Below are 22,984 nucleotides of genomic sequence, written 5' to 3' on the forward strand. Positions count from 1 at the left end.
CACAGGGTCTGTTGGTGGATGCAGATTCTATGTACACCCTCGATCCTTGTGGGAGCGGGCTTGCCCGCGAAGGGGCCCGCAAGAACACCCCAATATCAGGATGATTGAATAATGCTCAACCGCTCCCCCACCACCATCTCGGTAATCCAGCCGACGAGGATCGAGGTGTACGCCTGCTGGGAAACCGGATCGCTCAAAGCATGATCGGCGCCGTCGATGATGCGGTGGGTCAGTGAGTGCGTCTGCTGGCAAGCCGCCCGGTAGCTCATGATCGTCGCGTGGGGCACGTATTCGTCGGTCTCCGATTGCACCAGCAAGACGTCCCCCGAGAATTGCGAACAGGCATGCAAGGCGCGGTTGCTGTCGGCACATACCAGGGTGCTTCGGTAATCATGCAGATCCAGCTTGTCCAGATCGCGTTTCGGCGTGTGCCATTGCTCGTCGCGATACAGCGCCGGCACCCGCAGCGCCAGCCAGCGCACCGGCCTGAGCGAGGTCAGGATCGAGGCCAGATACCCTCCGTAACTGGTACCGACCACGGCAATCGCCGATGTATCGAGGGCCGGGTGCGCGAGCAAGCGGTCATAGGCTGCCAGCAGGTCTCGCAGGTTATCTTCGCGAGTCACCCGGGACAATGGAATGCCGGTGCCGCCTGTGTGTCCACGCAGGTCAAAGGTCAGGCAGACACAACCCAACCCGGCGATGCCTTTGGCGCGCTCCAGGTCCCGTTCCTGACTGCCGCCCCAACCGTGCACGAAGAGCACACCGGGGACTTTCGATTTTGGGCTCAGAAACGTCCCGCTCATCTGTTCGTTGTCGATGTCGATCTGGATGGATTCGCTTCTAGCCGTCATAGGATTTAACCGTCACGTACTTGAGGAGAAAGTCGCTGGTCTGCGCCGGCCCACGGAACACCTCGATGGCGTCGGCCGGCAGCGGCCGATCGATGTAGGTTTCCACCGAGGACACACGAACCGCCCCCATCCCCGGATCGTTGACGAAGCTCTGCAAGGCCGCGACTTCAGCGCTGCTGGCACCACCCATGCGCCAGGACTGTTCCAGCACGCCACTGCGCCGCTGGCCGTTGCTGTCCAGGCCCTGGGCGATGTCGTAATTGCGCCGCGAGGCATAAAAGCCGGGATAGGCTTCATCCGCCGCGGTGTCGAAAACCTGTGCCTGACGGATCGCCAGGCGCACGTCTTGCGGCAGATCCAGTTTCAGCAACTGGTCGTAGTCACCAGGCACCACCAGCAGATCGGAACCGCCATACACCGCGTCGCCCTGCGCGTCTTCGGTCAGGTACTGCTCACCGCAGTAACTGAGCACCCTGTTGCCGATAAAACTCTGGCCAACGCTGTGGGTGATCACCTGTTCCAGATCCTGCTCGAGCACCACACCTTTAGTGAACAGGACCTCAGCCTCTGGCCTGGCAAGCACTTCATCGAACTCATCGAGGCTTTTGAACACTTCCTGACCGCGTCCGGCACAGGCATTAATCGGTTTCAGGCGAACCGGCCCGGAGTGCAACAAATGCTTAGCCGCCGGGTGCGCATCCGCCGGGGAGAACACGCTGAGACCGTCGAGCACCACGCTGCGCACCCGCTCGGAAAACAAGGGTGCCCAGCCTTTTGGCGCATGGGCATGGTGGTTGAGCAATCCGTGACTGATGGCCTTGGTGCAGATGAAGTCGTGATCGACATAACCGCCCCACAAATCCTCCGGCCCCTTGACCCCCAGTTGCCGGGCAGCCGCAGCGCCCACCAGGGTCTGGGTCGGCAACAGGTAGAGGTCGCGCCCGCCATGCCGTTGCGGGTCGTAACTGCCGCCGTACTTGAGCCCCAGTATCTGCGCCAGCCAGCGGGCCAGCACACGGTTGGTCTCGACTTCGTGCAGTGGCGCATCGGCGTTCACCGAATGGGCGAGCACCAGTTTCTTGCGGTTTGTCGGGGTCATGCATCCCCCTTCAATCGACGCTTGATGAATGTAGCTGAAGGGGTGCAGGGATCAGGCCAAGGCGTCTTGAGGGGAAACGTATTTCAAATCAGCCCGTTGCACAGGAGGTGATGGCATGGGGCCTGTTTTATTCTGCACGACGCCCTTTGATATTCCGGCATTTTGCACGACTCAAGACTGGCACAGAACCAATGTGGGATTTGTTGTAATGGGCCTATCGTGCCGAGACGCCCGGCGTCACCCCGAACCGCGTCCGATAATCACTCGGCGCCAGGCCGGTGACTTTCTTGAATGTCGCACGAAACGCCCCAGGGTCCTGATAACCCACGGTCCAGGCAATATGGTCGATGGTGCCGTTGGTGAATTCGAGCATTTCCCGGGCCTTGCCGACTCGCAGATGCTGGCAGTACTCAGTGGGCTTGAGCCCGGTGGCCGCACGGAATCGGCGCAGAAAGGTACGTTCCTCCAGGCCTGACTTTTCGGCCATCGCCGCCAGCGATACATCGGTCGCCCCGGTGCTTTGCAGCCAGTGTTGCACCTTGAGGATCGCCGCATCGCCATGACTGAGGATCGGCGCAAAATTACTGCCGCACTCACTGGCACTGTCGCTGTGTTCCACCACCAGAAAACGCGCGGTATGGGTGGCAATGCTCGGTCCCAGCAACCGGTTGACCAGACGCAAACCCAGTTCGGACCAGGCCATCAGCCCGGCAGTGGTAATCAGGTCGCCGTCATCGACAATCGGCGTATCGGCCTTGAGCCTGATCGCCGGATAACGTTCGGCGAAGGCTTTGGCCGAGGTCCAGTGAGTGGTGGCGCTGCGACCGTCGAGCAGACCGCTTTCAGCCAACAGAATCGAGCCCACGCAAACCCCGCCCAGTGTCGCTCCGCGGGCATGTTGCTCGCGCAACCAGCGGATCAATCCCTGTGGTGCCTGACCCTCGGAAAAACCGCCGATCGACGGCGGAATCAGCACGGCCACCAAGGCGCGCTCCGGGCCGGGATGACTATCGAAGACCCGCACCGGTGGCTGATCGCCCGCGACCTGCCAATGGCTGACCCGCAGCAGCGGCAACTGCGCAGTCTGATGCTCGGCGGCGATCCGGTTGGCCACCCCGAACAAGTCCGTCAAGCCATGCACCGCCGCCATCTGCGCGCCGGGATAGATCAGCACACCGAGTTCGGCGATTGCCCTTTCTGCGTCCATTGTCAGTTTTCCCCCTTTTATTGTCGGTGCGGCCAATCCCCGGACCGCCTGCCAGCGCCAATACTGCATTCCACACCCTACACATACTTCGAGGAAACAGTCATGGCCAAGCAAGCGCTCATCGTAGTCGATATCCAGAACGACTACTTCCCCCAAGGCAAGTGGCCGCTGGTCGGTGCCGACGCCGCCGCAGACAACGCCGCCCGCCTGATCAAGGCCTTCCGCGACGCCGCTGATCCGGTGGTGCATATCCGCCACGAATTCACCTCCGAAGAGGCACCGTTTTTCACCCCGAATTCCGAAGGCGCGAAGTTGCACCCGAAAGTACTCAACCGCGCCGATGAACCGGTGGTACTCAAGCACTTCGTCAACTCGTTCCGCGAAACCGACTTGAAGTCGATCCTCGACGAGCAAGACATCAAGGAACTGGTGGTCGTGGGCAGCATGAGCCACATGTGCGTGGACGGCATCACCCGTGCGGCGGCGGACTTTGGTTATAAGGTGACCGTAATCCACGACGCCTGCGCCACCCTCGACCTGGAATTCAATGGTGTGACGGTTCCGGCGGCCCAGGTTCATGCGGCGTTCATGGCGGCCCTGGCGTTTGCGTATGCCAGCGTGGTGTCGACCAACGACTACCTCGCGGCCTGAAGCAACGGCGTTTCACCACAAACAAAAAACCCGCACTTCAGACCGAAGTGCGGGTTTTTTATTCAGCTTGCCGCTTGTAGCTCGGGACTTACAGCTGCTTAGAACGGAATATCGTCATCAAAGCTGTCGAAATCCGGAGCCGGCTGAGGAGCAGCCTGCTGTGGAGCCGGGCGCGATTGTTGCGGCGCCGACTGCTGTGGACGCGGAGCCTGCTGGCGCGGAGCGGATTGCTGGTAGTTGTTACCGCCGCCCTGAGCCTGCTGGTCGCCCTGTGGACGGCCGCCCAGCAGTTGCATGGTGCCTTGCATGTCGACCACGATTTCGGTGGTGTAACGCTTGATACCGTCTTTTTCCCACTCGCGGGTCTGCAGCTTGCCTTCGATGTACACCTGCGAACCTTTACGCAGGTATTCGCCGGCGATTTCCGCAACCTTGCCGAACATCGACACACGGTGCCATTCGGTTTTTTCGACTTTCTGACCGGTTTGCTTGTCGGTCCACTGTTCGCTGGTCGCCAGACTCAGGTTGGTCACGGCATTACCGTTAGGCAAGTAGCGAACTTCGGGATCCTGGCCGCAAGTGCCGACCAATATGACTTTGTTAACCCCACGGGCCATAACGTTCTCCTAGGCTACGCACGCTGCCTCGGCCGGGTTGTTCACCAGGCGCTCAAGGGTGGTGCGATCCAATAGTTCGGTGTCCAATTTGATGTAAATGGCCGCCTCATCAGCGACTATCACTGCATCTGTTACCCCTACGACAGCCTTCAGGCGCTCGACCAGACCCGCTTCGCGGATCGCCTCGGGCGACAACGGCAAGCGCAGGCTTGTCACGTAGGGTGGTTCACGCATGGTAACAGCAAAGGCCAGCCAGAGGGCAGCGAGACCGGCGCATCCGAGGAACACAACCGACAGACCGCCGTGCTGGAACAGCCAGCCACCGAGTATTCCCCCCAGTGCCGATCCGAGGAACTGGCTGGTGGAATAAACCCCCATCGCCGTGCCCTTTCCACCTGCCGGTGAAACCTTGCTGATCAGCGACGGCAATGAAGCTTCCAGCAGATTGAACGCGGTAAAGAACACCACTGTCCCAATCACCAGAGCCCGCAAGCTGTCGCCGAACTGCCAGAAGAATAGCTCAGTGAGCATCAGCGTCAGCACTGCGCCCAGTAAAACTCGTTTCATTTTGCGTTTCTTCTCGCCGTAGATAATGAACGGGATCATGGCGAAGAAAGAAATCAGCAACGCGGTCAGGTACACCCACCAGTGCTGCTCCTTGGGCAGCCCGGCCTTCTCGACCAGCGCCAGCGGCAAGGCGACGAAGCTGGACATCAACATCGCGTGCAACACGAAAATGCCCAGGTCCAGACGCAACAGGTCCGGATGCTTGAGCGTCGGGATCAGCGCCTGGCGTGCGACACCGGACTCTCGATGCTGCAACGGCCCAGTGGAGCGCGGCACCATGAACATCACGATCACAATGCCGAACAGCGCCATGCCACCGGTAGCCAGGAACAGCCCGGACAGGCCGAAGGCGCGGGTCAGCAGCGGGCCGACCACCATGGCCACCGCAAACGACAGGCCGATAGTCATGCCGATCATGGCCATGGCCTTGGTCCGGTGCTGCTCGCGGGTCAGGTCGGACAACAAGGCCATGACCGCCGCGGAAATCGCCCCGGCGCCCTGCAGGACTCGCCCGGCGATCACACCCCAGATCGAATCGGCATTGGCCGCCAGCAGGCTACCGAGGGCAAAGACGATCAGCCCCAGGTAAATCACCGGGCGTCGACCGATGCGGTCGGAAATGAAACCGAACGGAATCTGGAATATGGCCTGGGTCAGGCCATAAGCGCCAATCGCCAGGCCGATCAGGGCCGGCGTTGCCCCGGCCAGATCCATCCCATAGGTCGCCAGTACCGGCAACACCATGAACATGCCAAGCATACGGAAGGCGAACACCAGGGCCAGACCGCTCGCTGCGCGGGTCTCGCCGCCACTCATGCGCTCGCTGTGGGGATCGTGCATGGAAAAACCTCATGTGAACCGGCGGCGATTCTACCAGTCCCATCGATTGGCAGGGTATATCGCGACGCTTTGACGCGCATTGCTGACACAGTCTTCATGTAAGACAGTAACCCTCTCGTTTGATAGTGTGCATCCATCCAGTATTTGGCCGTATACTCCTACGTTTTCGACGCCCGCCGAGCGAGGCCACCTTGGACAAGATCCTGATTCGTGGGGCTCGAACCCACAACCTGAAGAACATCGACCTGACCCTGCCACGGGACAAGCTGATTGTCATCACCGGCCTGTCCGGCTCCGGCAAGTCGTCCCTGGCTTTCGACACCCTGTACGCCGAAGGTCAGCGCCGCTACGTCGAATCGCTGTCGGCCTATGCCCGGCAGTTCCTGTCTATGATGGAAAAGCCCGACGTTGACACCATCGAAGGCCTGTCGCCGGCAATCTCCATTGAACAGAAGTCGACCTCGCACAACCCGCGTTCGACGGTCGGCACAATCACCGAAATCTACGACTACCTGCGCCTGCTGTATGCACGCGTGGGCATTCCGCGTTGCCCGGATCACGACATCCCGCTGGAAGCGCAGACCGTCAGCCAAATGGTCGACCTGGTCCTCGCCGAACCGGAGGGCAGCAAGCTGATGCTGCTGGCCCCGGTAATCCGCGAGCGCAAGGGCGAGCACCTGTCGGTTTTCGAAGAACTGCGCGCCCAGGGGTTCGTCCGTGCCCGGATCAACGGCAAGCTGTACGAGCTGGACGAAGCACCCAAGCTCGACAAGCAGAAAAAACATTCCATCGATGTCGTGGTCGACCGCTTCAAGGTTCGGGCCGACCTGCAACAACGCCTGGCCGAATCCTTCGAGACCGCGTTGAAACTCGCGGATGGCATCGCCCTGGTGGCACCGATGGACGACGAACCGGGTGAAGAGATGATCTTCTCCGCACGCTTCGCCTGCCCGATCTGCGGCCACGCGATCAGCGAACTGGAACCCAAGCTGTTCTCCTTCAACAACCCGGCCGGCGCTTGCCCGACCTGCGATGGCCTGGGGGTCAAGCAATTCTTCGACATCAAGCGCCTGGTCAATGGCGAACTGACCCTGGCCGAAGGGGCGATTCGTGGCTGGGATCGGCGTAACGTCTATTACTTCCAGATGCTCGGCTCACTGGCTTCCCACTACAAATTCAGCCTGGAAGTTCCGTTCAACGAACTGCCTGCCGATCAGCAGAAATTCATCCTGCATGGCAGCGGTTCGCAAAACATCGATTTCAAATACCTGAACGACCGTGGGGATATCGTCAAGCGCTCGCACCCGTTCGAAGGCATCGTGCCGAACCTGGAGCGACGCTACCGCGAGACCGAATCGGCGTCGGTACGTGAAGAGCTGGCCAAGTTCCTCAGCACCCAGTCCTGCCCGGACTGCCGCGGTACCCGCCTGCGGCGTGAGGCGCGACACGTATGGGTCGGCGAGAAAACCCTGCCGGCAGTGACCAACCTGCCGATCGGTGATGCGTCGGATTATTTCGGCGGTCTCAAGCTCACCGGCCGCCGCGGCGAAATTGCCGACAAGATCCTCAAGGAAATCCGCGAGCGCCTGCAGTTCCTGGTCAATGTCGGTCTCGATTATCTGTCGCTGGATCGCAGTGCGGACACCTTGTCCGGTGGCGAAGCCCAGCGTATCCGTCTGGCCAGCCAGATTGGTGCCGGCCTGGTGGGCGTTCTGTACATCCTCGACGAACCCTCCATCGGCCTGCATCAGCGCGATAACGACCGGCTGCTGGGCACCCTCAAGCACCTGCGCGATATCGGCAACACGGTGATCGTGGTCGAGCACGACGAAGACGCGATTCGCCTGGCCGACTACGTGGTGGACATCGGCCCGGGCGCTGGCGTACACGGCGGGCATATCGTCGCCGAAGGCACACCGGCCGAGGTCATGGCGCACCCGGACTCGCTGACAGGCAAATACCTGTCGGGCCGGGTGAAGATCGAAGTCCCGGCCAAACGCACGCCGCGCAACAAGAAGCTTGCGCTGTCGCTCAAGGGCGCGCGCGGCAACAACCTGCGCAATGTAGACCTGGAGATTCCGATTGGCCTGCTGACCTGTGTGACCGGCGTATCCGGCTCAGGCAAGTCGACACTGATCAACAACACGCTGTTCCCCTTGAGCGCTACAGCGCTGAATGGTGCCACCACCCTTGAAGCCGCCGCCCACGACAGCATCAAGGGCCTTGAGCACCTGGACAAGGTCGTCGACATCGACCAGAGCCCGATCGGTCGCACACCGCGCTCCAACCCGGCGACCTACACCGGGTTGTTTACACCGATCCGCGAATTGTTCGCTGGCGTGCCGGAATCTCGCTCCCGCGGCTACGGCCCGGGGCGTTTCTCCTTCAACGTCAAGGGCGGGCGTTGCGAAGCCTGCCAAGGCGACGGCCTGATCAAGGTGGAGATGCACTTCCTGCCGGACATCTACGTGCCGTGCGACGTGTGCAAGAGCAAGCGCTACAACCGCGAAACCCTGGAAATCAAGTACAAAGGCAAGAGCATCCACGAAACCCTCGAGATGACCATCGAGGAAGCACGGGAGTTCTTCGATGCCGTACCGGCCCTGGCGCGCAAGCTGCAAACGCTGATGGATGTCGGCCTGTCGTACATCAAGCTGGGGCAATCGGCGACCACGCTCTCCGGTGGTGAAGCCCAGCGGGTGAAACTCTCCCGCGAACTGTCCAAGCGCGATACCGGCAAGACTCTGTACATCCTCGATGAACCGACCACCGGGCTGCACTTTGCGGATATCCAGCAACTGCTGGACGTGCTGCATCGCCTGCGCGACCACGGCAACACCGTGGTGGTGATCGAACACAACCTGGACGTGATCAAGACCGCCGACTGGCTGGTAGACCTGGGGCCGGAGGGCGGTTCCAAGGGCGGGCAGATCATTGCCGTGGGTACGCCGGAGGAAGTGTCAGAGATGACGCAATCCCATACCGGTTATTACCTCAAGCCGCTGCTGGAGCGTGACCGGGCGTAACCAGACGCCATGAAAAAGCCCCTGTCACTTCGTCAGTGCCAGGGGCTTTTTTGTATCCGTTGAATCAGGCGTGGGACTGCAGGTAGTTCTCAAGCCCGATCAACTTGATCAGACCCAACTGCTTCTCGAGCCAGTAGGTGTGATCTTCTTCGGTGTCGTGCAATTGAACCCGCAGCATTTCGCGGCTGACATAGTCCTTGTGCTGCTCGCAGAGCTTGATGCCTTTGCACAGCGCGGCCCGGACCTTGTATTCCAGGCGCAAATCCGCTTCGAGCATCTCGGTCACCGTGGTGCCGACATCGAGATCGTCCGGACGCATGCGCGGCGTGCCTTCGAGCATCAGAATCCGGCGCATCAGGGCATCGGCGTGCCCTGCCTCTTCTTCCATCTCGTGGTTGATTCGTTCGTAGAGCTTGGTGAAACCCCAGTCCTCATACATCCGCGAGTGGACGAAATATTGATCACGCGCGGCCAGTTCGCCGGTCAGCAACGTGTTGAGGTAATCGATAACATCCGGGTGGCCTAGCATCGCCCTACATCTCCCTGCTTGAAAGTTGTAGTTTGAACCAACATCCCCGTATCGTCACTCGAAAGCCGCAATAAAAGCGAAGATATTCTGAGAAAAGCAGCTGAAATAACGCAAAAACCGCCCAAACAAGGGCGGTTCTGCTTCTCATTTAGACTTCGTTAAGCTGTACGTTGAGCAGCTTTGCGATTGCTTCTCCATACGCCGGATCGGCCTTGTAGAAATGCTGCAACTGGCGGTCAACCACGTCACTCGACACACCCGCCATCGCACCGGCGATGTTACTGACCAGTAGTGATTTCTGCTCTTCAGACATCAAGCGGAACAACGCGCCGGCGTGACTGTAGTAATCAGTATCTTCACGATGGTCGTAACGATCGGCGGTACCGCTGAGGGCCAACGCGGGCTCTGCGTAACGAGGCGCCTGCTTCGGCGACTCGACGTAGCTGTTTGGCTCGTAGTTGGGCGTTGCACCACCATTGCTGCCAAAAGCCATCGAACCGTCGCGTTGATAGGTGTTGACCGGGCTACGAGGCGCGTTCACCGGCAGTTGCTGATGGTTGGTGCCGACACGGTAGCGGTGAGCATCCGCGTAGGCGAACACCCGACCTTGCAGCATGCGATCCGGCGAGAGACCAACCCCCGGAACCATATTGCTAGGGCCGAACGCCGCTTGCTCGACTTCCGCGAAGTAGTTCTGCGGATTGCGATTGAGCTCCAGCTCTCCGACTTCAATCAGCGGAAATTCTTTCTGCGACCAGGTCTTGGTTACATCAAACGGGTTCTCGTAGTGCGCCTCCGCCTGAGCCTCGCTCATGACCTGAATGCACACGCGCCATTTCGGGAAATCACCCTGCTCGATGGCATTGAACAGGTCACGCTGGGCGTAATCCGGATCAGTACCCGCCAGACGTGCAGCCTCGGCAGGCGCCAGGTTCTTGATCCCTTGCTGGGTCTTGTAGTGCCACTTCACCCAGTAACGCTCGCCTTGAGCGTTGATAAGGCTGTAAGTGTGGCTGCCAAAGCCGTGCATGTGGCGGTACCCGTCAGGAATACCCCGGTCGGAGAACAGGATGGTGACCTGGTGCAGCGCCTCGGGCGAATGCGACCAGAAGTCCCACATCGCCTGGGCACTCTTCAGGTTGCTTTGCGGCAAACGCTTCTGGGTGTGGATAAAGTCGGGAAACTTCAGTGGATCGCGAATGAAGAACACGGGGGTGTTGTTGCCGACGATGTCCCAGTTGCCTTCCTCGGTGTAAAACTTCAAGGCAAACCCACGCGGATCACGCTCGGTATCGGCCGAACCGCGCTCACCACCCACGGTGGAAAACCGCAGGAACGTGGGGGTTTGCTTGCCGACTGAATCAAACAGCCTGGCACTGGTGTATTGAGTGATATCGCGCGTTACGGTGAACGTACCGTAAGCACCCGAGCCTTTGGCATGCACACGGCGCTCAGGGATGTTTTCACGGTTGAAGTGGGCAAGCTTCTCGATCAGGTGAAAGTCGTCGAGCAGCAGCGGGCCGCGAGGGCCGGCGGAACGGGAATTCTGGTTATCGGCAACAGGAGCGCCACTGGCGGTGGTAAGCGTTGTGTTCTGACTCATGCGATCTTCCTTCCTCTGTCGGTCTTGAACTGCCGGCTAATCGGCTGAGAAGGAGTATTGATCATCAATATGACAGCTACAAATTCATTAACTTGTAGACATCGATAGAAAAAATCTAACGACCAACCCCGTCCCATCATGACAACACAGAAGAAGGAAACGCTTGTACGAACGCCGCGTTTCTTACAGGCACAAAAAACCGGGCACTAGGCCCGGTTCCTTGTTTCAGACTGACGTCTTACTCGGCAGATACAGCTTCGCCAGCAGTAGCACGATCAACCAACTCGACGTACGCCATAGGCGCGTTGTCGCCAGCGCGGAAACCGCACTTGAGGATGCGCAGGTAGCCACCCTCACGGGTAGCGTAACGCTTGCCCAGGTCGTTGAAGAGCTTACCAACGATAGCTTTCGAACGAGTACGGTCGAAAGCCAGACGACGGTTAGCAACGCTGTCTGTCTTGGCCAGAGTGATCAGCGGCTCGGCAACGCGGCGCAGTTCTTTGGCTTTTGGCAGAGTAGTTTTGATCAGCTCGTGCTCGAACAGCGACACCGCCATGTTTTGGAACATGGCCTTGCGGTGCGAGCTGGTGCGGCTCAGGTGACGACCACTTTTACGATGACGCATGGTTCATTCCTTACCAAACACTACGTTCGGTGATTACGACGATCAGGCAGTCGCCTTGTCGTCCTTCTTAAGACTTGCAGGCGGCCAGTTGTCGAGGCGCATGCCGAGGGACAGACCGCGGGAGGCGAGAACGTCCTTGATTTCAGTCAAGGATTTCTTGCCCAGGTTCGGAGTCTTCAACAGTTCCACTTCGGTACGCTGAATCAGGTCACCGATGTAGTAAATGTTTTCCGCCTTAAGGCAGTTAGCCGAACGTACAGTCAGTTCCAGATCGTCAACCGGGCGAAGCAGGATCGGATCGATCTCGTCTTCCTGCTCGACAACCACTGGCTCACTGTCACCCTTGAGGTCGACGAACGCAGCCAACTGCTGTTGCAGGATGGTTGCAGCGCGGCGAATTGCCTCTTCAGGATCCAGAGTACCGTTGGTTTCCAGATCAATAACCAGCTTGTCCAGGTTAGTACGCTGCTCGACACGGGCGTTTTCCACCACGTATGCGATACGGCGAACCGGGCTGAACGAAGAGTCAAGCTGCAAGCGACCGATGCTGCGGCTTTCGTCTTCATCGCTCTGACGCGAGTCTGCCGGTTCATAACCACGACCACGAGCTACTACGAGCTTCATGTTCAGGGCGCCGTTAGACGCCAGGTTAGCGATTACGTGATCGGGGTTAACGATCTCGACATCATGATCCAGCTGAATATCGGCAGCGGTAACCACCCCCGAACCCTTCTTCGACAAGGTCAGCGTAACTTCGTCACGGCCGTGCAGCTTGATAGCCAGACCTTTAAGGTTCAACAGGATTTCAATTACGTCTTCCTGTACACCTTCGATGGCGCTGTACTCGTGGAGCACACCGTCAATCTCGGCCTCGACTACTGCACAGCCGGGCATTGAGGACAACAGGATGCGGCGCAGCGCGTTGCCCAGGGTGTGGCCAAAGCCACGCTCGAGAGGCTCGAGAGTGATCTTGGCGCGGGTTGGACTGACAACCTGCACATCAATGTGGCGGGGTGTCAGGAACTCATTTACCGAAATCTGCATGGATGCACCTATTTTCTAGCCCTTACTTGGAGTAGAGCTCGACAATCAGGCTTTCGTTGATGTCGGCGGACAGATCACTGCGAGCTGGAACGTTCTTGAAAACGCCCGACTTCTTCTCAGTGTCTACTTCTACCCATTCTACGCGGCCACGTTGGGCACACAGATCGAGAGCTTGGACAATGCGAAGTTGGTTTTTTGCTTTCTCGCGAACAGCAACCACGTCACCAGCACGAACCTGGTAGGACGGAACGTTAACGGTCTGACCGTTTACGCTGATCGACTTGTGCGATACCAGCTGACGGGATTCGGCACGAGTCGAACCAAAGCCCATACGGTATACAACGTTGTCCAGACGGCATTCGAGCAGCTGCAGCAGGTTCTCACCGGTTGCACCTTTCTTGCCAGCAGCTTCTTTGTAGTAGCCGCTGAATTGACGCTCGAGAACGCCGTAGATACGACGGACCTTCTGCTTTTCACGCAGTTGGGTGCCGTAGTCGGACTGGCGACCGCGGCGTTGGCCGTGGATACCAGGTGCTGCTTCAATGTTGCACTTCGATTCGATCGCGCGCACGCCGCTCTTCAGGAAGAGATCGGTGCCTTCGCGACGAGCGAGTTTGCATTTTGGACCAATGTAACGAGCCATTCTTTACAATCTCCTGGATTACACGCGGCGCTTCTTCGGCGGACGGCACCCGTTGTGCGGGATTGGCGTCACGTCGGTGATGCTGGCGATCTTGTAGCCACAGCCGTTCAAAGCGCGGACTGCGGATTCACGACCCGGACCTGGACCTTTGACGTTGACGTCGAGGTTTTTCAGGCCGTATTCCAGCGCAGCTTGACCAGCACGTTCAGCAGCTACTTGAGCAGCAAACGGGGTGGACTTGCGGGAACCGCGGAAACCCGAACCACCGGAGGTAGCCCAGGAAAGAGCGTTACCTTGACGGTCGGTGATGGTCACGATGGTGTTGTTAAAAGATGCATGGATGTGGGCGATGCCATCAACCACTGTCTTTTTAACTTTTTTACGAGGACGAGCAGCAGGTTTTGCCATGATTAAATTCCTGTCGATTCGCTGGGGCGATTACTTGCGGATCGGCTTACGCGGACCTTTACGGGTACGCGCGTTGGTCTTGGTACGCTGACCGCGTACTGGCAGACCACGACGATGACGCAGACCGCGATAGCAACCGAGGTCCATCAAGCGCTTGATTTTCATGTTGATTTCGCGACGCAGGTCACCTTCAGTGGTGAACTTCGCCACTTCGCCACGCAGCTGTTCAATTTGCTCGTCGCTCAGATCCTTGATCTTTGCGGCTGGGTTTACCCCAGTCTCTGCACAAATTTTCTGTGCAGTAGTGCGACCAACACCATAGATGTAGGTCAGCGAGATAACAGTATGCTTGTTATCTGGAATGTTAACGCCTGCAATACGGGCCATTCAGTGGGACTCCAATTGACAGCTACCTACGCCCCGGAAGCCAAGAAATAGGGCGCGAGATAATATCGCTGTAATAACAAATAATCAACCCGGCAGCGCACTAGCTGCCGGGCTTGAAGCACAATCACACTCAGCCTTGGCGCTGTTTGTGACGCGGTTCCGCGCTGCAAATTACTCGAACAACACCTTCGCGGCGAATAATCTTGCAGTTACGGCACAGCTTTTTCACCGATGCACGAACTTTCATCACCAACTCCTCGAACCTTATGGGTCAGCGCAGCATGCCGCTGCCGTAACCCTTCAGGTTGGCTTTCTTCATCAGGGATTCGTACTGGTGCGAAACGAGGTGCGATTGTACTTGGGACATGAAGTCCATCACAACCACGACCACGATCAGCAACGAGGTCCCGCCAAGGTAGAACGGTACGTTGGCTGCAACCACCAGGAACTGGGGCAACAGGCAGACGGCCGTCATGTAAAGAGCACCGAACATGGTCAAGCGAGTCAGAACGCCATCAATGTAGCGCGCAGACTGCTCACCTGGACGGATGCCCGGAATAAAGGCACCGGACTTCTTCAGGTTTTCCGCTACGTCTTTCGGATTGAACATCAACGCCGTATAGAAGAAGCAGAAGAAAATAATCCCTGCACTAAACAGCAGAATATTCAACGGCTGACCAGGAGCGATCGACTGCGAGATGTCCTGCAACCAGCCCATACCTTCAGACTGGCCGAACCAGGCACCCAACGAAGCCGGGAACAGCAAAATGCTGCTCGCGAAAATAGCCGGAATAACACCGGCCATGTTCACCTTCAGCGGCAAGTGGCTAGTCTGCGCGGCAAAGACCTTGCGGCCCTGCTGACGCTTGGCGTAGTGAACAGCGATACGACGCTGACCACGCTCAATGAACACCACGAAACCGATAATCGCTACTGCCAGCAAACCGATGGCAACCAGGGCAAAGATGTTGATATCGCCCTGACGCGCAGACTCGAAAGACTGCCCGATCGCTCTCGGAAGACCGGCGACGATACCCGAAAAAATCAACATCGAGATACCGTTGCCAACACCACGCTCAGTAATCTGCTCACCCAGCCACATCATGAACATCGCACCAGCCACAAATGTGGATACCGCGACGAAATGGAAGCCAAAGTCACCAGTGAACGCAACGCCCTGCCCCGCCAGACCAATGGACATGCCAATGGCCTGGACGAGAGCGAGGACGACAGTGCCGTAGCGGGTGTACTGGCTGATCTTGCGACGGCCAGCTTCACCTTCCTTCTTCAACTGCTCCAGCTGCGGGCTGACGGCGGTCATCAGTTGCATGATGATCGATGCCGAGATGTACGGCATGATCCCCAGTGCAAAGATGCTCATCCGTTCCAGCGCGCCGCCGGAAAACATGTTGAACAAGCTAAGAATGGTCCCCTCATTCTGTCGAAACAGGTCCGCGAGTCGGTCCGGGTTGATACCTGGAACCGGGATGTGTGCGCCTATTCGGTAGACGATAATCGCCAGGAACAGAAAACGCAGACGAGCCCAGAGTTCAGACATACCGCCTTTGCCGAGCGCAGAGAGAGCACCTTGCTTAGCCATTTATTCCTCGAACTTGCCGCCAGCTGCTTCGATAGCCGCACGCGCACCTTTGGTGGCGCCGATTCCCTTGCCGATAGTGACAGCGCGAGTCACTTCACCGGACAGCATGATTTTCACACGCTGTACGTTGACGTTGATCACGTTGGCATCTTTCAGGGACTGCACGGTGACGATGTCGCCTTCCACTTTGGCCAGCTCGGACAGACGCACTTCTGCGCGGTCCATGGCTTTCAGGGAAACGAAACCGAACTTCGGCAGGCGACGATGCAGCGGCTGTTGACCGCCTTCAAAGCCTGGAGCAATGGTGCCACCAGAGCGGGAGGTCTGACCTTTGTGACCACGGCCACCAGTCTTACCCAAACCGCTACCGATACCACGGCCCGGACGATGCTTTTCGCGACGGGAACCCGGCGCTGGACTCAGATCATTGAGTTTCATCGATTAACCCTCGACACGCAGCATGTAGTAAGCCTTGTTGATCATCCCGCGATTCTCGGGAGTATCCTGGACTTCTACAGTGTGACCGATGCGACGCAGACCCAGACCCTTAACGCACAGTTTGTGGTTAGGGATGCGGCCGGTCATGCTTTTGATCAGCGTAACTTTTACGGTAGCCATGATCAGAAGATCTCCTTGACGCTTTTGCCACGCTTGGCGGCAATGGATTCAGGAGACTGCATTGCTTTCAAACCCTTGAAAGTGGCGTGAACCACGTTTACCGGGTTAGTCGAGCCGTAGCACTTAGCCAGAACGTTCTGAACGCCAGCAACTTCGAGGACAGCACGCATAGCGCCGCCAGCGATGATACCGGTACCTTCAGAAGCAGGCTGCATGTACACCTTCGAAGCGCCGTGAGCGGACTTCATTGCGTACTGCAGAGTGGTGCCGTTCAGATCAACCTGGATCATGTTGCGGCGAGCAGCTTCCATTGCCTTCTGGATCGCAGCAGGCACTTCACGCGACTTGCCACGGCCGAAGCCAACACGGCCTTTACCATCACCAACCACGGTCAACGCGGTGAAAGTGAAGATACGGCCGCCTTTAACGGTTTTGGCTACGCGGTTAACTTGAACCAGCTTCTCGATGTAGCCTTCGTCGCGCTTTTGGTCGTTATTTGACATAACTTAGAACTCCAGCCCAGCTTCACGAGCAGCATCAGCCAGCGCCTTGACGCGGCCGTGGTACTTGAAGCCAGAGCGGTCGAAAGCCACCTGCGAGACGCCAGCGGCTTTAGCACGCGTAGCGACCAGCTGGCCAACCTTAGTGGCCGCGTCGATGTTGCCGGTGGCACCATCACGCAGTTCTTTATCCAAAGTCGAGGCGCTTGCCAGGACTTTGTTGCCGTCGGCCGAAATGACCTGGGCGTAGATGTGCTGCGAAGAGCGGAACACGCAGAGACGCACGACTTCGAGTTCGTGCATTTTCAGGCGTGCTTTGCGAGCGCGACGCAGTCGAGTAACTTTTTTGTCGGTCATTTGCTATGCCCTACTTCTTCTTGGCTTCTTTACGACGGACGACTTCGTCCGCGTAGCGCACACCTTTGCCTTTGTACGGCTCTGGTGGACGGAAGTCGCGGATCTCGGCGGCCACTTGACCTACCAGCTGCTTGTCGATGCCCTTGATCAGGATATCGGTCTGGCTAGGAGTCTCAGCGGTGATGCCTTCCGGCAGTTCGTAATCCACTGGGTGCGAGAAGCCAAGAGCCAGGTTCAGCACTGTGCCTTTTGCTTGCGCTTTGTAACCAACACCGACCAGCTGGAGCTTGCGCTCGAAGCCTTGGCTTACGCCTTGGACCATGTTGTTTACCAACGCACGAGTGGTACCAGCCATCGCGCGAGTCTGTTGATCGCCATTGCGAGCAGCGAAACGCAGCTCACCAGCTTCTTCAACGATCTCAACGGACGAGTGGATGTTCAGTTCGAGAGTGCCCTTGGCACCCTTCACCGAAAGCTGTTGGCCTGCGAATTTTACTTCGACACCGGCTGGCAGCTTAACGGGGTTCTTAGCGACGCGAGACATGCTTATCCCCCCTTAGAACACAGTGCAAAGAACTTCGCCGCCGACACCGGCAGCGCGCGCAGCACGATCAGTCATCACACCCTTGTTGGTGGAGACGATAGACACACCGAGACCGCCACGAACTTTTGGCAGATCATCGACGGACTTGTACTGACGCAGGCCTGGACGGCTAACGCGCTTCACTTCTTCGATAACCGGACGGCCTTCGAAGTACTTCAGCTCGATGGACAGCAGAGGTTTGATTTCGCTGCTGATCTGATAACCCGCAATGTAACCTTCGTCCTTCAGGACTTTGGCAACAGCTACCTTCAACGTGGAAGATGGCATGCTTACGACGGACTTTTCAGCCATCTGGGCATTACGGATACGAGTTAGCATGTCCGCTAACGGGTCCTGCATACTCATGGGCTAGACGCTCCTAATACAAAAAAATTAGCCTTGCGGCTATTACGTGTCGCCGAGAATCTCCGAGCATGAAAAACACGGGCTCAGGCGAGCCGGGTATTCTAGACACACCCCGGAAATGAATCAAGCCCCAAAAGGGGCTTGATCCAGATTCAAGGCCACCGGTGGTCAGGATCTTGCAATCCTGGACACCGAGACTTTGACAGTACTTACCAGCTGGCTTTAACCAGACCTGGTACGTCACCACGCATTGCCGCTTCACGCAGTTTGTTACGGCCGAGGCCGAACTTGCGGTAAACGCCGTGTGGACGACCGGTCAGGCGGCAGCGGTTACGCATGCGCGAAGCGCTTGCGTCACGTGGCTGCTTCTGCAGAGCAACTGTAGCTTCCCAACGCGCTTCTGGACTTGCGTTCAGATCAACGATGATAGCTTTCAGTGCTGCACGCTTCTTGGCGTACTTGGCAACCGTGAGCTGACGCTTCAGCTCGCGGTTTTTCATGCTCATCTTGGCCATGGTCCTACTCCAATCAGTTGCGGAACGGGAATTTGAATGCACGCAGCAGAGCGCGGCCTTCATCATCGTTCTTGGCAGTGGTGGTCAGGGTGATGTCCAGACCGCGGAGAGCATCGATCTTGTCGTAGTCGATTTCCGGGAAGATGATCTGCTCTTTCACGCCCATGCTGTAGTTGCCACGACCATCGAAGGACTTGGCATTCAGGCCGCGGAAGTCGCGAACCCGAGGCAGGGAGATCGACAGCAGACGATCCAGGAACTCGTACATACGCTCACGGCGCAGGGTCACTTTGACGCCGATCGGCCAACCTTCACGGACTTTAAAGCCAGCGATGGATTTGCGAGCGTAGGTCACAACGACTTTCTGGCCGGTGATCTTTTCCAGGTCGGCAACAGCGTGCTCGATGACTTTTTTGTCGCCGATCGCTTCGCCCAGACCCATGTTCAGGGTGATTTTGGTAACGCGCGGAACTTCCATCACGTTCGAAAGCTTAAGTTCTTCCTTAAGTTTCGGAGCAATTTCCTTCCGGTAAATCTCTTTTAGTCGTGCCATGGTCTCATCTACCTAGCAGTGTTCAAGCATCAACCGCTTTTTGGGTCGACTTGAAGACACGAATTTTCTTGCCGTCTTCTACTTTGAAACCAACGCGGTCAGCCTTGTTGGTTTCGCCGTTGAAAATGGCGACGTTAGAAGCATCCAGTGGAGCTTCTTTTTCGACGATACCGCCCTGCACGCCCGACATCGGGTTAGGCTTGGTATGACGCTTGACCAGGTTCAGACCACCAATAACCAGACGGTTGTTAGCGAGAACCTTAAGCACCTTACCGCGCTTACCTTTGTCTTTGCCGGCGATCACGATGATCTCGTCGTCACGACGAATCTTTTGCATGTCGGATCTCCTTACAGCACTTCTGGGGCGAGCGAGACGATCTTCATGAACTTCTCAGTACGAAGTTCACGGGTCACTGGCCCAAAGATACGGGTGCCGATCGGCTCTTGCTTGTTGTTCAACAGAACAGCAGCGTTGCCATCAAAGCGGATAATGGAGCCATCAGCACGACGTACGCCGTGACGAGTGCGGACTACAACAGCAGTCATCACTTGGCCTTTTTTCACTTTACCGCGAGGAATTGCTTCCTTCACGGTAACTTTGATGATGTCACCGATACCAGCGTAACGACGATGGGAGCCACCCAGCACCTTGATGCACATAACACGGCGAGCGCCGCTGTTATCGGCCACATCGAGCATGGATTGAGTCTGAATCATATAATTTCTCCGACCCCTAGTCCTTAGACTTCCACAGCGCGTTCGAGAATATCAACCAGCGCCCAAGACTTGGTCTTGGCCAAAGGACGAGTTTCACGAATAGTGACTTTGTCGCCGATGTGGCACTGATTGGTTTCGTCGTGCGCGTGCAGCTTAGTCGAACGCTTAACATATTTACCGTAGATCGGGTGCTTAACGCGACGCTCGATCAGAACGGTGATGGTTTTGTCCATCTTGTCGCTGACAACACGGCCAGTCAGCGTACGGACAGTTTTTTCGGCTTCAGCCATGATCACTTACCTGCCTGCTGGTTGAGCACAGTCTTCACGCGAGCGATGTCACGCTTAACTTGCGAGAGCAGATGAGACTGCCCCAACTGGCCAGTTGCTTTCTGCATGCGCAGATTGAACTGGTCGCGCAGCAAGCCGAGCAGTTGCTCGTTCAGCTGCTGTGCGGATTTTTCACGAAGTTCATTCGCTTTCATCACATCACCGTCCGTTTAACAAAGGAGGTGGCGAGCGGCAGCTTTGCAGCAGCCAGGGCGAAAGCCTCACGCGCCAGCTCTTCAGAAACACCCTCGATTTCATACAGGACTTTGCCTGGCTGAATCTGGGCAACCCAGTATTCCACGTTACCCTTACCTTTACCCATCCGCACTTCGAGAGGCTTCTTGGAGATCGGCTTGTCCGGGAATACACGGATCCAGATCTTGCCGCCACGTTTTACGTGACGGGTCAGAGCACGACGCGCTGACTCGATCTGACGAGCGGTGAGACGACCACGAGCAACAGACTTCAGCGCGAACTCGCCGAAGCTGACTTTGCTACCGCGCAATGCCAGGCCACGGTTGTGACCGGTCATTTGCTTGCGGAACTTCGTACGCTTTGGTTGCAACATTTGGCGTACCCCTTACTTAGCAGCTTTTTTACGAGGCGCTGGTGCTTGTGGTTTCAGTTCTTCTTGGCGACCACCAATTACTTCGCCTTTGAAGATCCAAACCTTTACACCGATCACACCGTAAGTGGTGTGAGCTTCGTAGTTGGCATAGTCGATGTCGGCACGCAGGGTGTGCAATGGCACACGACCTTCGCGATACCATTCAGTACGTGCGATTTCAGCACCGCCGAGACGACCGCTCACTTGGATTTTGATGCCTTTGGCACCAATGCGCATGGCGTTCTGTACAGCGCGCTTCATAGCGCGACGGAACATTACGCGACGCTCCAGCTGCTGAGCTACGCTCTGCGCAACCAGCATACCGTCGAGTTCCGGCTTGCGGATCTCTTCGATATTGATGTGCACAGGCACACCCATTTGCTTGGTCAGGTCCTGACGCAGTTTCTCAACATCTTCACCTTTCTTCCCGATAACGATACCTGGACGAGCGGTGTGGATGGTGATGCGTGCAGTTTGGGCCGGACGATGGATATCGATACGGCTTACGGACGCGCTTTTTAGTTTGTCTTGGAGGTACTCACGCACATTCAGATCTGCGAGCAAATAGTCCGCATAAGTCCGACCGTCTGCGTACCAGACGGAGGTGTGCTCCTTGACGATTCCCAGGCGAATGCCAATGGGATGTACTTTCTGACCCATCTCTTCGACTCCGTTACTTGTCAGCAACCTTGACAGTGATATGGCAAGACCGCTTGACGATGCGATCAGCACGGCCTTTGGCACGTGGCATGATGCGCTTCAGCGAACGCCCTTCGTTGACGAAAACAGTGCTGACCTTCAGGTCATCAACGTCTGCGCCTTCGTTATGCTCGGCGTTGGCTACGGCCGACTCCAGCACTTTCTTCATGATCTCGGCGGCTTTCTTACTGCTGAAAGCCAACAGGTTGAGCGCTTCGCCCACCTTCTTCCCGCGGATCTGGTCGGCGACCAAGCGGGCTTTCTGGGCGGAGATTCGAGCGCCCGACAACTTAGCGGCTACTTCCATTTCCTAACCCCTTAACGCTTGGCTTTCTTGTCTGCCACGTGCCCGCGATAAGTGCGGGTACCGGCGAACTCGCCCAGTTTGTGGCCGACCATGTCTTCGTTCACGAGAACTGGGACGTGCTGACGACCGTTGTGTACTGCGATGGTCAGACCGACCATTTGTGGCAGGATCATCGAACGACGCGACCAGGTTTTCACCGGTTTGCGATCGTTCTTTTCCGCCGCCACTTCGATCTTCTTCAGTAGGTGAAGATCGATAAAAGGACCTTTTTTCAGAGAACGTGGCACTGTCGTATCCCTCTATTTACTTGCGACGACGGACGATCATTTTGTCGGTACGCTTATTACCACGAGTCTTCGCGCCCTTAGTCGGGAAGCCCCATGGCGATACCGGATGACGACCACCAGAGGTACGACCTTCACCACCACCATGTGGGTGGTCAACCGGGTTCATGGCAACACCACGAACGGTTGGGCGAACGCCACGCCAGCGCTTGGCACCAGCTTTACCCAGCGAACGCAGGCTGTGCTCGGAGTTCGAGACTTCGCCCAGGGTCGCACGGCATTCAGCTAGGACTTTACGCATTTCACCGGAACGCAGACGCAGGGTAACGTACACGCCTTCACGAGCGATCAGCTGAGCCGAAGCACCAGCGGAACGAGCGATCTGTGCGCCTTTACCTGGCTTCAGTTCGATGCCGTGTACGGTAGAACCGACTGGAATGTTGCGCAGTTGCAGAGCGTTGCCTGGCTTGATTGGAGCCAGGGCACCTGCGATCAGCGTGTCGCCAGCACTCACGCCTTTAGGGGCGATGATGTAGCGGCGCTCGCCGTCTGCGTAGCAGAGCAGTGCGATGTGAGCAGTACGGTTTGGATCGTATTCGATACGCTCGACAGTGGCGACGATGCCATCTTTGTCGTTGCGACGGAAATCGACCATACGGTAATGCTGCTTATGACCACCACCGATGTGACGAGTGGTAATACGGCCATTGTTGTTACGACCACCAGTCTTCGATTTCTTCTCGAGCAGCGGTGCGTGAGGAGCGCCTTTATGCAGCTCCTGGTTGACCACCTTGACCACAAAACGGCGGCCAGGGGAAGTCGGTTTGCATTTAACGATTGCCATGATGC

At 57.4% G+C, this 22,984-nt stretch carries 33 protein-coding genes; 2 read left to right on the forward strand and 31 right to left on the reverse strand.

Annotated elements, in window-relative coordinates:
* Positions 1 to 95: 95 nt before the first annotated feature.
* The 3 genes from ACEN8E_RS26425 to ACEN8E_RS26435 form a co-directional block, all read right to left on the reverse strand.
* A complete protein-coding gene (locus tag ACEN8E_RS26425; RefSeq protein WP_495590452.1) occupies positions 96 to 854 on the reverse strand; it encodes an alpha/beta hydrolase family protein in 759 nt (252 codons plus the stop codon).
* The gene (locus ACEN8E_RS26430) at positions 844 to 1,953 is read right to left on the reverse strand and encodes a DUF3182 family protein (RefSeq protein ID WP_495590453.1); all 1,110 of its coding nucleotides are present in this window, start codon (positions 1,951 to 1,953) and stop codon (positions 844 to 846) included. The genes ACEN8E_RS26425 and ACEN8E_RS26430 overlap by 11 nt, the downstream gene beginning before the upstream one ends.
* A 214-nt stretch (positions 1,954 to 2,167) precedes the next feature.
* Positions 2,168 to 3,160, reverse strand: coding sequence for a GlxA family transcriptional regulator (locus ACEN8E_RS26435; RefSeq protein WP_495590454.1), 993 nt, complete (start codon positions 3,158 to 3,160; stop codon positions 2,168 to 2,170).
* A 102-nt stretch (positions 3,161 to 3,262) separates the two neighbouring features.
* Between ACEN8E_RS26435 and ACEN8E_RS26440 the strand changes: the two genes are divergently transcribed.
* Positions 3,263 to 3,811, forward strand: a complete 549-nt coding sequence (locus ACEN8E_RS26440; protein WP_495590455.1) for a cysteine hydrolase family protein — start codon at positions 3,263 to 3,265, stop codon at positions 3,809 to 3,811.
* 98 nt (positions 3,812 to 3,909) lie between these two features.
* On the opposite strand, the gene ACEN8E_RS26445 is transcribed toward ACEN8E_RS26440, so the two are convergent.
* Positions 3,910 to 4,428: a single-stranded DNA-binding protein gene (locus tag ACEN8E_RS26445; RefSeq protein WP_413426437.1), complete on the reverse strand. Its 519-nt coding sequence runs from the start codon at positions 4,426 to 4,428 to the stop codon at positions 3,910 to 3,912.
* 9 nt (positions 4,429 to 4,437) lie between these two features.
* Complete coding sequence (locus ACEN8E_RS26450) at positions 4,438 to 5,835, reverse strand: MFS transporter (protein WP_495590456.1); 1,398 nt, start codon at positions 5,833 to 5,835, stop codon at positions 4,438 to 4,440.
* Between the two features lie 191 nt (positions 5,836 to 6,026).
* Between ACEN8E_RS26450 and uvrA the strand changes: the two genes are divergently transcribed.
* On the forward strand, positions 6,027 to 8,861 hold the full coding sequence (gene uvrA / locus ACEN8E_RS26455) for an excinuclease ABC subunit UvrA (RefSeq protein WP_495590457.1): 2,835 nt from the start codon (positions 6,027 to 6,029) through the stop codon (positions 8,859 to 8,861).
* 64 nt (positions 8,862 to 8,925) lie between these two features.
* Here the strand turns inward: uvrA and bfr are convergent, their stop codons facing one another.
* The 26 genes from bfr to rplB form a co-directional block, all read right to left on the reverse strand.
* A complete protein-coding gene (gene bfr, locus ACEN8E_RS26460; protein WP_085727994.1) occupies positions 8,926 to 9,390 on the reverse strand; it encodes a bacterioferritin in 465 nt (154 codons plus the stop codon).
* Between the two features lie 148 nt (positions 9,391 to 9,538).
* Positions 9,539 to 10,993: a catalase gene (locus ACEN8E_RS26465; RefSeq protein ID WP_495590458.1), complete on the reverse strand. Its 1,455-nt coding sequence runs from the start codon at positions 10,991 to 10,993 to the stop codon at positions 9,539 to 9,541.
* A gap of 238 nt (positions 10,994 to 11,231) precedes the next feature.
* A complete protein-coding gene (gene rplQ / locus ACEN8E_RS26470) occupies positions 11,232 to 11,618 on the reverse strand; it encodes a 50S ribosomal protein L17 (RefSeq protein WP_007970429.1) in 387 nt (128 codons plus the stop codon).
* Positions 11,619 to 11,660: 42 nt separating this feature from the next.
* Positions 11,661 to 12,662, reverse strand: a complete 1,002-nt coding sequence (locus ACEN8E_RS26475; RefSeq protein ID WP_007970428.1) for a DNA-directed RNA polymerase subunit alpha — start codon at positions 12,660 to 12,662, stop codon at positions 11,661 to 11,663.
* A gap of 22 nt (positions 12,663 to 12,684) precedes the next feature.
* On the reverse strand, positions 12,685 to 13,305 hold the full coding sequence (gene rpsD / locus ACEN8E_RS26480; protein ID WP_003176404.1) for a 30S ribosomal protein S4: 621 nt from the start codon (positions 13,303 to 13,305) through the stop codon (positions 12,685 to 12,687).
* Positions 13,306 to 13,323: 18 nt separating this feature from the next.
* On the reverse strand, positions 13,324 to 13,713 hold the full coding sequence (gene rpsK, locus ACEN8E_RS26485; protein ID WP_002555466.1) for a 30S ribosomal protein S11: 390 nt from the start codon (positions 13,711 to 13,713) through the stop codon (positions 13,324 to 13,326).
* Between the two features lie 30 nt (positions 13,714 to 13,743).
* Positions 13,744 to 14,100 (reverse strand): 30S ribosomal protein S13, encoded by a 357-nt coding sequence (gene rpsM / locus ACEN8E_RS26490; RefSeq protein WP_009045849.1) that lies wholly within the window; start codon positions 14,098 to 14,100, stop codon positions 13,744 to 13,746.
* Positions 14,101 to 14,230: 130 nt separating this feature from the next.
* On the reverse strand, positions 14,231 to 14,347 hold the full coding sequence (gene rpmJ, locus ACEN8E_RS26495; protein ID WP_002555468.1) for a 50S ribosomal protein L36: 117 nt from the start codon (positions 14,345 to 14,347) through the stop codon (positions 14,231 to 14,233).
* Between the two features lie 24 nt (positions 14,348 to 14,371).
* Entirely contained in the window at positions 14,372 to 15,700 is a 1,329-nt protein-coding gene (gene secY, locus ACEN8E_RS26500; RefSeq protein WP_003228718.1) for a preprotein translocase subunit SecY, read from the reverse strand.
* Positions 15,701 to 16,138 carry a 50S ribosomal protein L15 gene (gene rplO / locus ACEN8E_RS26505; protein WP_003228720.1) on the reverse strand — a complete coding sequence of 146 codons (438 nt, stop codon included), beginning with the start codon at positions 16,136 to 16,138 and terminating at the stop codon, positions 15,701 to 15,703. It abuts the gene before it with no gap.
* 3 nt (positions 16,139 to 16,141) lie between these two features.
* The gene (gene rpmD, locus ACEN8E_RS26510) at positions 16,142 to 16,318 is read right to left on the reverse strand and encodes a 50S ribosomal protein L30 (RefSeq protein ID WP_003176408.1); all 177 of its coding nucleotides are present in this window, start codon (positions 16,316 to 16,318) and stop codon (positions 16,142 to 16,144) included.
* A gap of 2 nt (positions 16,319 to 16,320) precedes the next feature.
* Positions 16,321 to 16,821: a 30S ribosomal protein S5 gene (gene rpsE / locus ACEN8E_RS26515; protein WP_003186035.1), complete on the reverse strand. Its 501-nt coding sequence runs from the start codon at positions 16,819 to 16,821 to the stop codon at positions 16,321 to 16,323.
* Between the two features lie 3 nt (positions 16,822 to 16,824).
* Entirely contained in the window at positions 16,825 to 17,175 is a 351-nt protein-coding gene (rplR, locus tag ACEN8E_RS26520) for a 50S ribosomal protein L18 (protein WP_003186037.1), read from the reverse strand.
* Positions 17,176 to 17,185: 10 nt separating this feature from the next.
* Complete coding sequence (rplF, locus tag ACEN8E_RS26525) at positions 17,186 to 17,719, reverse strand: 50S ribosomal protein L6 (RefSeq protein ID WP_003176412.1); 534 nt, start codon at positions 17,717 to 17,719, stop codon at positions 17,186 to 17,188.
* Between the two features lie 12 nt (positions 17,720 to 17,731).
* Positions 17,732 to 18,124: a 30S ribosomal protein S8 gene (gene rpsH, locus ACEN8E_RS26530; protein ID WP_003186040.1), complete on the reverse strand. Its 393-nt coding sequence runs from the start codon at positions 18,122 to 18,124 to the stop codon at positions 17,732 to 17,734.
* A gap of 209 nt (positions 18,125 to 18,333) precedes the next feature.
* Positions 18,334 to 18,639, reverse strand: coding sequence for a 30S ribosomal protein S14 (gene rpsN / locus ACEN8E_RS26535; RefSeq protein ID WP_003176414.1), 306 nt, complete (start codon positions 18,637 to 18,639; stop codon positions 18,334 to 18,336).
* A gap of 13 nt (positions 18,640 to 18,652) precedes the next feature.
* On the reverse strand, positions 18,653 to 19,192 hold the full coding sequence (gene rplE, locus ACEN8E_RS26540; RefSeq protein ID WP_003210069.1) for a 50S ribosomal protein L5: 540 nt from the start codon (positions 19,190 to 19,192) through the stop codon (positions 18,653 to 18,655).
* 22 nt (positions 19,193 to 19,214) lie between these two features.
* On the reverse strand, positions 19,215 to 19,529 hold the full coding sequence (rplX, locus tag ACEN8E_RS26545; RefSeq protein WP_003176416.1) for a 50S ribosomal protein L24: 315 nt from the start codon (positions 19,527 to 19,529) through the stop codon (positions 19,215 to 19,217).
* A gap of 11 nt (positions 19,530 to 19,540) precedes the next feature.
* Entirely contained in the window at positions 19,541 to 19,909 is a 369-nt protein-coding gene (rplN, locus tag ACEN8E_RS26550; RefSeq protein WP_002555479.1) for a 50S ribosomal protein L14, read from the reverse strand.
* A 23-nt stretch (positions 19,910 to 19,932) separates the two neighbouring features.
* A complete protein-coding gene (gene rpsQ / locus ACEN8E_RS26555; RefSeq protein ID WP_003444370.1) occupies positions 19,933 to 20,199 on the reverse strand; it encodes a 30S ribosomal protein S17 in 267 nt (88 codons plus the stop codon).
* Positions 20,200 to 20,201: 2 nt separating this feature from the next.
* Entirely contained in the window at positions 20,202 to 20,393 is a 192-nt protein-coding gene (rpmC, locus tag ACEN8E_RS26560) for a 50S ribosomal protein L29 (RefSeq protein WP_002555481.1), read from the reverse strand.
* Complete coding sequence (gene rplP, locus ACEN8E_RS26565) at positions 20,393 to 20,806, reverse strand: 50S ribosomal protein L16 (RefSeq protein ID WP_003228729.1); 414 nt, start codon at positions 20,804 to 20,806, stop codon at positions 20,393 to 20,395. The genes rpmC and rplP overlap by 1 nt, the downstream gene beginning before the upstream one ends.
* Before the next feature lie 12 nt (positions 20,807 to 20,818).
* The gene (gene rpsC / locus ACEN8E_RS26570; protein WP_007970424.1) at positions 20,819 to 21,505 is read right to left on the reverse strand and encodes a 30S ribosomal protein S3; all 687 of its coding nucleotides are present in this window, start codon (positions 21,503 to 21,505) and stop codon (positions 20,819 to 20,821) included.
* A 13-nt stretch (positions 21,506 to 21,518) separates the two neighbouring features.
* The gene (gene rplV / locus ACEN8E_RS26575) at positions 21,519 to 21,851 is read right to left on the reverse strand and encodes a 50S ribosomal protein L22 (protein WP_003103908.1); all 333 of its coding nucleotides are present in this window, start codon (positions 21,849 to 21,851) and stop codon (positions 21,519 to 21,521) included.
* Between the two features lie 11 nt (positions 21,852 to 21,862).
* Positions 21,863 to 22,138 (reverse strand): 30S ribosomal protein S19, encoded by a 276-nt coding sequence (gene rpsS / locus ACEN8E_RS26580; RefSeq protein WP_002555486.1) that lies wholly within the window; start codon positions 22,136 to 22,138, stop codon positions 21,863 to 21,865.
* A gap of 16 nt (positions 22,139 to 22,154) precedes the next feature.
* Positions 22,155 to 22,979 carry a 50S ribosomal protein L2 gene (gene rplB, locus ACEN8E_RS26585; protein WP_008018194.1) on the reverse strand — a complete coding sequence of 275 codons (825 nt, stop codon included), beginning with the start codon at positions 22,977 to 22,979 and terminating at the stop codon, positions 22,155 to 22,157.
* Positions 22,980 to 22,984 lie beyond the last annotated feature (5 nt).

It is taken from the genome of Pseudomonas sp. Pseusp9, from assembly GCF_059491265.1.

Excerpts from the sequence above, each read along its gene's own strand:
- ACEN8E_RS26425 (WP_495590452.1), bottom strand. The coding sequence starts at position 854 with ATGACGGCTAGAAGCGAATCCATCCAGATCGACATCGACAACGAACAG.
- ACEN8E_RS26430 (WP_495590453.1), bottom strand. The coding sequence starts at position 1,953 with ATGACCCCGACAAACCGCAAGAAACTGGTGCTCGCCCATTCGGTGAAC.
- ACEN8E_RS26435 (WP_495590454.1), bottom strand. The coding sequence starts at position 3,160 with ATGGACGCAGAAAGGGCAATCGCCGAACTCGGTGTGCTGATCTATCCC.
- ACEN8E_RS26440 (WP_495590455.1), top strand. The coding sequence starts at position 3,263 with ATGGCCAAGCAAGCGCTCATCGTAGTCGATATCCAGAACGACTACTTC.
- ACEN8E_RS26445 (WP_413426437.1), bottom strand. The coding sequence starts at position 4,428 with ATGGCCCGTGGGGTTAACAAAGTCATATTGGTCGGCACTTGCGGCCAG.
- ACEN8E_RS26450 (WP_495590456.1), bottom strand. The coding sequence starts at position 5,835 with ATGCACGATCCCCACAGCGAGCGCATGAGTGGCGGCGAGACCCGCGCA.
- bfr (WP_085727994.1), bottom strand. The coding sequence starts at position 9,390 with ATGCTAGGCCACCCGGATGTTATCGATTACCTCAACACGTTGCTGACC.
- ACEN8E_RS26465 (WP_495590458.1), bottom strand. The coding sequence starts at position 10,993 with ATGAGTCAGAACACAACGCTTACCACCGCCAGTGGCGCTCCTGTTGCC.
- rplQ (WP_007970429.1), bottom strand. The coding sequence starts at position 11,618 with ATGCGTCATCGTAAAAGTGGTCGTCACCTGAGCCGCACCAGCTCGCAC.
- ACEN8E_RS26475 (WP_007970428.1), bottom strand. The coding sequence starts at position 12,662 with ATGCAGATTTCGGTAAATGAGTTCCTGACACCCCGCCACATTGATGTG.
- rpsD (WP_003176404.1), bottom strand. The coding sequence starts at position 13,305 with ATGGCTCGTTACATTGGTCCAAAATGCAAACTCGCTCGTCGCGAAGGC.
- rpsK (WP_002555466.1), bottom strand. The coding sequence starts at position 13,713 with ATGGCAAAACCTGCTGCTCGTCCTCGTAAAAAAGTTAAAAAGACAGTG.
- rpsM (WP_009045849.1), bottom strand. The coding sequence starts at position 14,100 with ATGGCCCGTATTGCAGGCGTTAACATTCCAGATAACAAGCATACTGTT.
- rpmJ (WP_002555468.1), bottom strand. The coding sequence starts at position 14,347 with ATGAAAGTTCGTGCATCGGTGAAAAAGCTGTGCCGTAACTGCAAGATT.
- secY (WP_003228718.1), bottom strand. The coding sequence starts at position 15,700 with ATGGCTAAGCAAGGTGCTCTCTCTGCGCTCGGCAAAGGCGGTATGTCT.
- rplO (WP_003228720.1), bottom strand. The coding sequence starts at position 16,138 with ATGAAACTCAATGATCTGAGTCCAGCGCCGGGTTCCCGTCGCGAAAAG.
- rpmD (WP_003176408.1), bottom strand. The coding sequence starts at position 16,318 with ATGGCTACCGTAAAAGTTACGCTGATCAAAAGCATGACCGGCCGCATC.
- rpsE (WP_003186035.1), bottom strand. The coding sequence starts at position 16,821 with ATGTCAAATAACGACCAAAAGCGCGACGAAGGCTACATCGAGAAGCTG.
- rplR (WP_003186037.1), bottom strand. The coding sequence starts at position 17,175 with ATGACCGACAAAAAAGTTACTCGACTGCGTCGCGCTCGCAAAGCACGC.
- rplF (WP_003176412.1), bottom strand. The coding sequence starts at position 17,719 with ATGTCTCGCGTCGCTAAGAACCCCGTTAAGCTGCCAGCCGGTGTCGAA.
- rpsH (WP_003186040.1), bottom strand. The coding sequence starts at position 18,124 with ATGAGTATGCAGGACCCGTTAGCGGACATGCTAACTCGTATCCGTAAT.
- rpsN (WP_003176414.1), bottom strand. The coding sequence starts at position 18,639 with ATGGCCAAGATGAGCATGAAAAACCGCGAGCTGAAGCGTCAGCTCACG.
- rplE (WP_003210069.1), bottom strand. The coding sequence starts at position 19,192 with ATGGCACGACTAAAAGAGATTTACCGGAAGGAAATTGCTCCGAAACTT.
- rplX (WP_003176416.1), bottom strand. The coding sequence starts at position 19,529 with ATGCAAAAGATTCGTCGTGACGACGAGATCATCGTGATCGCCGGCAAA.
- rplN (WP_002555479.1), bottom strand. The coding sequence starts at position 19,909 with ATGATTCAGACTCAATCCATGCTCGATGTGGCCGATAACAGCGGCGCT.
- rpsQ (WP_003444370.1), bottom strand. The coding sequence starts at position 20,199 with ATGGCTGAAGCCGAAAAAACTGTCCGTACGCTGACTGGCCGTGTTGTC.
- rpmC (WP_002555481.1), bottom strand. The coding sequence starts at position 20,393 with ATGAAAGCGAATGAACTTCGTGAAAAATCCGCACAGCAGCTGAACGAG.
- rplP (WP_003228729.1), bottom strand. The coding sequence starts at position 20,806 with ATGTTGCAACCAAAGCGTACGAAGTTCCGCAAGCAAATGACCGGTCAC.
- rpsC (WP_007970424.1), bottom strand. The coding sequence starts at position 21,505 with ATGGGTCAGAAAGTACATCCCATTGGCATTCGCCTGGGAATCGTCAAG.
- rplV (WP_003103908.1), bottom strand. The coding sequence starts at position 21,851 with ATGGAAGTAGCCGCTAAGTTGTCGGGCGCTCGAATCTCCGCCCAGAAA.
- rplB (WP_008018194.1), bottom strand. The coding sequence starts at position 22,979 with ATGGCAATCGTTAAATGCAAACCGACTTCCCCTGGCCGCCGTTTTGTG.